The organism is Nonomuraea sp. SBT364 (assembly GCF_001083785.1).
GTDB lineage: Bacteria > Actinomycetota > Actinomycetes > Streptosporangiales > Streptosporangiaceae > Nonomuraea.
Genome location: NZ_LAVL01000035.1, coordinates 61,136 through 68,706, shown reverse-complemented (window position 1 = coordinate 68,706; position 7,571 = coordinate 61,136). Strand labels below are relative to the sequence as shown.

Here is a 7,571-nt window from a genome sequence, read left to right as displayed (position 1 = left end):
GGACGGCGAGGCGGACCTCGACGTGGGCGGCCCGGGTGGCCAGCAGGAGCCGGGGGAGCGCCGCCTCCAGCCCGGCCGGGACGGCGATCGCCACGCGCTCCACGGTGGCGGCGTACGGCTTGGCCAGCCAGGTGGAGAGCTTGACCCGGGTCTGCGGCAGGGCCGCCGGCCAGTCGCCGACCAGGAGATCGGCGTCGGCGGCCGGGTGGGCGGGCAGGTCGGCGGCCGGTCCGGACTCGACGGCCTGGGGGCCCTGGGTGTAGATGGCGGTGGCGGTGCGGTCGAGGCGGGTCGCGGCGGCGGGCCGGGTCTTGCTGGTGGGGCGCAGCAGGTAGAGGTCGGCGGCGGAGCCGATGGCCTCCGCCCCGAAATAGCGGTTGAAGTCGGGGTAGATGGCTTCGTAGGCGAGGTTGAGGGACGACAGCGCGTTCTGCACCTTCAGGGCCAGCGCCGGTGTCCGCTCGCTGGCCCCGTACGCCAGCAGGATCCGGCCGTCGTCCTTGACGCCCTCGACGGCGCGGGCGACGAACAGGCCGATGCCCTCCGGCGTGTACGGCGGGTCGGTGATGGCCAGGTCGTGGTCGCGCGCCGAGGCGGGCAGGGTGAGGCGCAGGTCGGCCCATCGGGTGCGGACCCCGAGGTCCTGTTCGTCGATGTAGGCCAGGACGCGGTCGTCGACGTCGGCGACCGTGACGTCCGTCTCGGGGTGCACGAGCTTGACGGCGAGCGAGGTCAGGTCGTGGTCGCCGACGCAGAGCAGGCGCGCCCCCGGCAGCCAGAAGCGGGCGCCGAGCAGCAGGGCGCGGCGCAGGATCGTGTCGGGGGTGGCGGCGACGTGGTCGAGCGTGTGGCGGGCGCGCGGCGCGCCGTCGACCAGGCCGCGCAGCCGCTCCAGCACCGCCTCGTAGTGCGGCACCAGGTGGCCCACCGGGTCTTCGGGGGGCGGCGCGACGGCCAGCAGGTCCTGGTAGGCGGGCCGGTGCGGCTCTGACACCCGGAAGCGGTCGCCCGAGCGCTCCAGGTCGACGACCCGCAGCAGTGACTCGATCGTCCGCCGCGACGTCGCGGTGTGCCTGACCAGCGTGGCGAGGGTCCACCAGCGGCCGTCGCAGAGCGACGCCAGCGCGTGCCTGAGCCGCCTGCCGTCGACGCCCGCCTCGGCCAGCAGCCGTTCCACCCCGTCACGTTCCATGCGGGCAACCTTATCGATCGCTGCCCCGTATCCGGCGACACAAACCCGGCGGGCCCCCGTCCGGAACCCGGCGGGGCCCGAAGCCCTCGCTGTTCCGGGGTTTGGGACACCGCCGCCCGCATGCCGGGATGTCATGAAGGTTCGCAATGCGGACGCGGTGGGCACCATTCGGGCAGCGTGTTGTAACCTCTATCCACGATATGCAGCAGGGCCAACGTCGTCCCCGCCTGTGGAGCAGTCCGAGACAGACGAAGACGACGGGAGGGATTCAATGCCTGCTGCCCACCTCGGGTTCCCCGAGCCCCAGGGCCTCTACCACCCCGCCAACGAGCATGACGCCTGCGGTGTCGCCATGGTGGCCGACGTCCACGGCCGCCGTGGGCACGGGATCGTGGTCAAGGCGCTGACGGCACTGTGCAATCTCGATCACCGGGGGGCCAAGGGTAGCGAGCCGGACACCGGCGACGGAGCCGGGATCCTGACGCAGATCCCCGATGAGTTCTACCGCGCGGACGTGCCGTTCGCGCTGCCCGAGGCCGGCCGCTACGCCACGGGCATCGCCTTCCTGCCGATCGACCCCGAGGCGCGCCGGATCGCCACCGGCATGATCGAGGAGATCGCGGCCGAGGAGGGCCTGACCGTGCTCGGCTGGCGCGAGGTGCCGGTCGACCGCGGGCTGCCGGGGCCGAGCGCCCGGGCCGTCATGCCGCACTTCGGCCAGCTCTTCGTGGCCGCCCCCGGCGGCGAGGCCGGGATCGACCTGGACCGGCTCGCGTTCTGCCTGCGCAAGCGGGCCGAGCACGAGGTCGACGTGTACTTCCCGTCGCTGTCGGCCCGCACGGTCGTCTACAAGGGGATGCTCACGCCCGACCAGGTCGAGCCGTTCTTCCCCGACCTGTCCGACGAGCGCTACGCCACCGCGATCGCGCTGGTGCACTCGCGCTTCTCGACCAACACGTTCCCGAGCTGGCCGCTGGCCCACCCCTACCGCTACATCGCGCACAACGGCGAGATCAACACGGTCCGGGGCAACCGCAACTGGATGCGCGCCCGCGAGGCCATGCTGGAGTCCGGGCTCATCCCCGGGGACCTGCAGCGGCTCTTCCCCATCTGCGACCCCGACGCCAGCGACACCGCCTCCTTCGACGAGGTGCTGGAGCTGCTGCACATCGGCGGCCGCAGCCTGCCGCACGCGGTGCTCATGATGATCCCGGAGGCGTGGGAGAACCACACCGGGATGGACCCGGCGCGCCGGGCCTTCTACGAGTTCCACTCCTCGATGATGGAGGCGTGGGACGGCCCGGCGTCGATCACGTTCACCGACGGCACGCTGGCCGGCGCCGTGCTCGACCGCAACGGCCTGCGTCCCGGCCGGTTCTGGGTGACCGCCGACGGCCTGGTCGTGCTCGCATCCGAGGCGGGCGTGCTGGACTTCGCGCCCGAGGACGTGGTCCGCAAGGGCCGCCTGCAGCCGGGCCGGATGTTCCTCATCGACACCGCTCGCGGCAAGATCATCGAAGACGACGAGATCAAGGCCGAGCTCGCGGCCGCGCTGCCGTACGCCGACTGGCTGCACGCCGGCCTGGTCCGCTTCGAGGAATTGCCCGCGCGGCAGCGGGAGATGCCCACCCACGAGGCGCTCGTCAGGAGGCAGCAGACCTTCGGCTACACCGAGGAGGAGCTGCGGATCATCCTGTCGCCGATGGCCCGCACCGGCATCGAGCCGATCGGCTCGATGGGCACCGACACGCCCGTCGCGGTGCTGAGCGAGAAGCCCAGGCTGCTGTTCGACTACTTCACCCAGCTGTTCGCGCAGGTCACCAACCCGCCGCTGGACGCCATCCGGGAGGAGCTGGTCACCAGCCTGGCCAGCGTGCTCGGCCCCGAGGGCAATCTGCTCGACCCGGGCCCGACCTCCTGCCGGCAGCTCGTGCTGCCGTACCCGGTGATCGACAACGACGAGCTCGCCAAGATCATCCACATCAACGACGAGCACGACCTGCCCGGTTTCCACCCGCATGTGGTCTCCGGCCTCTACCAGGTGGCGGGCGGCGGCCAGGCGCTGCTGTCGCGGCTGGAGGAGATCAGGGCCGAGGTGTCGCAGGCCATCGCCGACGGCGCCCGGATCATCGTGCTGTCGGACCGCGGCTCGTCGGAGTCGCTGGCGCCGATCCCGTCGCTGCTGCTGACCGGCGCCGTGCACCACCACCTGATCCAGGAGAAGACCCGTACCAAGATCGGCCTGGTCATCGAGACCGGCGAGGCCCGCGAGTGCCACCACATGGCGCTGCTCATCGGCTACGGCGCCGGCGCGGTCAACCCGTATCTCGCGATCGAGACCGTCGAGGACCTGGTCGACACCGGTGTGCTGGCCCTCGACAAGCACAAGGCCGTGCGCAACCTGATCAAGGCGTACGGCAAGGGCGTCATCAAGGTCATGTCCAAGATGGGCGTGTCCACCGTGGCCTCCTACACCGGCGCGCAGATCTTCGAGGCGCTCGGGCTCAGCCGGCAGGTCATCGACGCCTGCTTCACCGGCACCACCTCGCGGCTGGGCGGCGTCGGCTTCGACGTGCTGGCCCGCGAGACGGCCGAGCGGCACCGGCACGCCTACCCGAGGGCCGCCAACGCGCACCGCAGGCTGCGGGTCGGCGGCGAGTACCAGTGGCGGCGCGAGGGTGAGCCGCACCTGTTCAACCCGGAGACGGTCTTCAAGCTCCAGCACGCCACCCGCACCCGGCGCTACGAGATCTTCAAGGAGTACACCGGAATGGTGGACTCCCAGGCCGAGCGGCTGATGACGCTGCGCGGCCTGTTCAAGCTGCGCAAGGGCGACCCGATCCCGATCGACGAGGTCGAGCCGGTCTCGGAGATCGTCAAGCGCTTCTCCACGGGCGCGATGTCGTACGGCTCGATCTCGATGGAGGCGCACGAGACGCTCGCCATCGCGATGAACCGGCTGGGCGGCAAGTCCAACACCGGCGAGGGCGGCGAGGACCCCGAGCGGCTCTACGACGCCACCCGCAGGTCGGCGATCAAGCAGGTGGCCTCCGGCCGGTTCGGCGTGACGTCCGAGTACCTGGTCAACGCGGCGGACCTGCAGATCAAGATGGCCCAGGGCGCCAAGCCCGGCGAGGGCGGCCAGCTTCCGGGCCACAAGGTCTACCCGTGGATCGCCAAGACCCGGCACTCCACGCCCGGCGTCGGCCTCATCTCGCCGCCGCCGCACCACGACATCTACTCGATCGAGGACCTCGCCCAGCTCATCCACGACCTGAAGAACTCCAACCCGGCCGCCCGCGTGCACGTCAAGCTCGTGGCCGAGGTCGGGGTCGGCACGGTCGCGGCGGGCGTGTCCAAGGCGCACGCCGACGTGGTGCTCATCTCCGGCCACGACGGCGGCACCGGCGCCTCCCCGCTGACGAGCCTCAAGCACGCCGGCGCGCCGTGGGAGCTCGGCCTGGCCGAGACCCAGCAGACGCTGCTGCTCAACAACCTGCGCGACCGCATCGTCGTGCAGGTCGACGGCCAGCTCAAGACCGGCCGCGACGTGGTCATCGCGGCGCTGCTGGGCGCCGAGGAGTACGGCTTCGCCACCGCGCCGCTGGTCGTGTCCGGCTGCGTGATGATGCGGGTGTGCCACCTCGACACCTGCCCGGTCGGCGTCGCCACGCAGAACCCGGAGCTGCGCAAGCGCTTCGCCGGCAAGCCGGAGTTCGTGGTCAACTTCTTCGAGTTCATCGCCGAGGAGATCCGCGAATACCTGGCCGAGCTGGGCTTCCGCTCGCTGGACGAGGCCATCGGGCACGTCGAGATGCTCGACGTGAGCGCGGCCGAGAACCACTGGAAGGCCGGCGGCCTGGACCTGTCGCCGATCCTGCACCGCCCGGAGCTGCCCCAGGGCACCCCGCTGCGGCGCACCGCCGAGCAGGACCACGGGCTGCGGCACGCGCTGGACAACACGCTCATCCAGCTCGCCGAGGGCGCGCTGGAGGACGGCACGCCGGTCACGCTGGAACTGCCCATCCGCAACGTGAACCGGACCGTCGGCACCATGCTCGGCTACCAGGTCACCAAGCGTCACGGCGGCGCCGGCCTGCCCGACAACACGATCGACATCTCCTTCACCGGTTCGGCGGGCAACTCCTTCGGCGCGTTCGTGCCGCGCGGCATCACGCTGCGGCTCACCGGCGACGCCAACGACTACCTCGGCAAGGGCCTGTCGGGCGGGCGGATCACGCTGCGGCCGCACGACGCGGCCCCGCTGGACGGCCACATCATCGCGGGCAACGTCGCCCTGTACGGGGCCACGTCCGGCGAGGTGTTCATCCGGGGCGTCGTCGGCGAGCGGTTCTGCGTCCGCAACTCGGGCGCGACCGCTGTCGTCGAGGGCGTCGGCGACCACGGCTGCGAGTACATGACCGGCGGCCGGACGGTCGTCCTCGGCCCCACCGGCCGCAACTTCGCGGCGGGCATGTCCGGCGGCGTCGCCTACCTGCTCGACCTCCAGCCGGATCGGGTCAACCGCGAGATGGTCGCCATCGAGCCGCTCACCGGCCAGGACGCGGACTTCCTCAAGGAGACCGTGGAGCAGCACTTCGCCGAGACCGGCTCCCCGGTGGCCAAGCAACTGCTGGCCGACTGGGACGCCGCGCTCGGCCGGTTCGGCAAGATCATGCCGACCGACTACAAGCGGGTCATGGAGGCCGCCGAGGCCGCCCGCATCGAAGGCAGGGACATCGACGAGGCCGTCATGGCGGCCGCGGTCCAGGGTTAAGGAGGCGTACCGCATGGCCGACCCCAAGGGTTTCCTCACGCACGACCGCGAGCTGCCGGCGCGCCGCCCCGTGGACGTCCGCATCGGCGACTGGCAGGAGGTCTACCAGGACTTCCCGCAGGAGAAGCTGACCAAGCAGGCGGCCCGCTGCATGGACTGCGGCATCCCGTTCTGCCACAACGGCTGCCCGCTGGGCAACCTCATCCCGGAGTGGAACGACCTCGTCCACCGCACCGACTACCAGGAGGCGATCGAGCGGCTGCACGCCACCAACAACTTCCCGGAGTTCACCGGCAGGCTCTGCCCGGCTCCGTGCGAGGCGGCGTGCGTGCTGGGCATCAACTCCGACCCGGTGGCGATCAAGCGGGTCGAGGTCGAGATCATCGACCGCGCGTTCGCCGAGGGCTGGGTCACCCCGCAGCCCCCGGCGGTCAGGACGGGCAAGAAGGTCGCGGTCGTCGGCTCCGGCCCCGCCGGGCTGGCCGCCGCCCAGCAGCTCACCCGCGCCGGTCACGACGTGGTGGTGTACGAGCGCGCCGACCGCATCGGCGGGCTGCTGCGCTACGGCATCCCCGAGTTCAAGATGGAGAAGCGGCACATCGACCGGCGCCTGGCCCAGATGCGGGCCGAGGGCACCGAGTTCCGCACCGGCGTCGACGTCGGCGTCGACGTCACCGCCGCCGAGCTGCGCGAGCAGTACGACGCGGTGGTGCTGTCCGGAGGCGCCACGGCCTGGCGCGACCTGCCGGTGGCGGGGCGCGACCTCAAGGGCGTCTACCAGGCGATGGAGTACCTGCCGCTGTCCAACAAGGTCCAGGAGGGCGACTACGCGGTCCCGCCCGTCTCGGCCGAGGGCAAGCACGTGGTGGTGATCGGCGGCGGCGACACCGGCGCCGACTGCATCGGCACCGCCATCCGGCAGGGCGCGGCCTCCGTGACCCAGCTGGAGATCATGCCCCAGCCGCCCGCGTCGCGGCCCGGCAGCCAGCCGTGGCCGACGTTCCCCATCCTGTTCAAGATGGAGAGCGCGCACGAGGAGCTGGCCGACGGCGGCGGTGAGCGCGTCTACGCGGTCTCCACGACCGAGTTCACCGGCGACGCCGACGGCAACGTGCGCGCGCTGCGCCTGGTCGAGGTCGAGGGCCCGCAGAACGGGTTCAAGCCGATCCCGGGCACCGAGCGGGAGATCCCCGCCGAGCTGGTCACCCTGTCGATGGGCTTCCTCGGCCCGGAGAAGGGCGCCCTGCTCCAGGACCTGGCCGAGCTGGCCGGTGACGGCTTCTACGACGCCCGAGGCAACGTCTCGCGCGACAAGACGTACATGTCCAAGGTCGACGGCGTGTTCGTGGCCGGCGACATGGGGCGCGGGCAGTCGCTGATCGTCTGGGCCATCGCCGAGGGCCGTGCCGCCGCCAGCGGCGTCGACCGCTACCTGACCGGCGAGACGGCGCTGCCTTACCCGATCCTGCCGACGGCCCGTCCGCTGGTCTAGCACGTCCCGAAGCGCCCGTCCCTCAAGGAAGAGGGGCGGGCGCTTCGCGCTGACTTCGGGCCGAGTTGCATCACCCGGTCGGTGTCGGGAAGATGCAGTTTCTGGGGGAG

At 71.5% G+C, this 7,571-nt stretch carries 3 protein-coding genes; 2 read left to right on the top strand and 1 reads right to left on the bottom strand.

Going from position 1 to position 7,571, the window contains the following annotated elements:
- Positions 1–1,192, bottom strand: a 1,192-nt coding sequence (locus ADY59_RS18300; protein WP_049563673.1) for a bis-aminopropyl spermidine synthase family protein, incomplete at its 3' end; no start/stop codon positions are given.
- Positions 1,193–1,463: 271 nt separating this feature from the next.
- Between ADY59_RS18300 and gltB the strand changes: the two genes are divergently transcribed.
- Both gltB and ADY59_RS18290 read left to right on the top strand, forming a co-directional pair.
- Positions 1,464–5,969, top strand: coding sequence for a glutamate synthase large subunit (gene gltB, locus ADY59_RS18295; protein WP_082310193.1), 4,506 nt, complete (start codon positions 1,464–1,466; stop codon positions 5,967–5,969).
- 13 nt (positions 5,970–5,982) lie between these two features.
- Positions 5,983–7,461 (top strand): glutamate synthase subunit beta, encoded by a 1,479-nt coding sequence (locus ADY59_RS18290; protein ID WP_049563671.1) that lies wholly within the window; start codon positions 5,983–5,985, stop codon positions 7,459–7,461.
- Positions 7,462–7,571 lie beyond the last annotated feature (110 nt).

What these genes read in the sequence shown, in the direction of transcription:
- gltB (WP_082310193.1), top strand. Translation starts at nt 1,464, where the DNA reads ATGCCTGCTGCCCACCTCGGGTTCCCCGAGCCCCAGGGCCTCTACCAC.
- ADY59_RS18290 (WP_049563671.1), top strand. Translation starts at nt 5,983, where the DNA reads ATGGCCGACCCCAAGGGTTTCCTCACGCACGACCGCGAGCTGCCGGCG.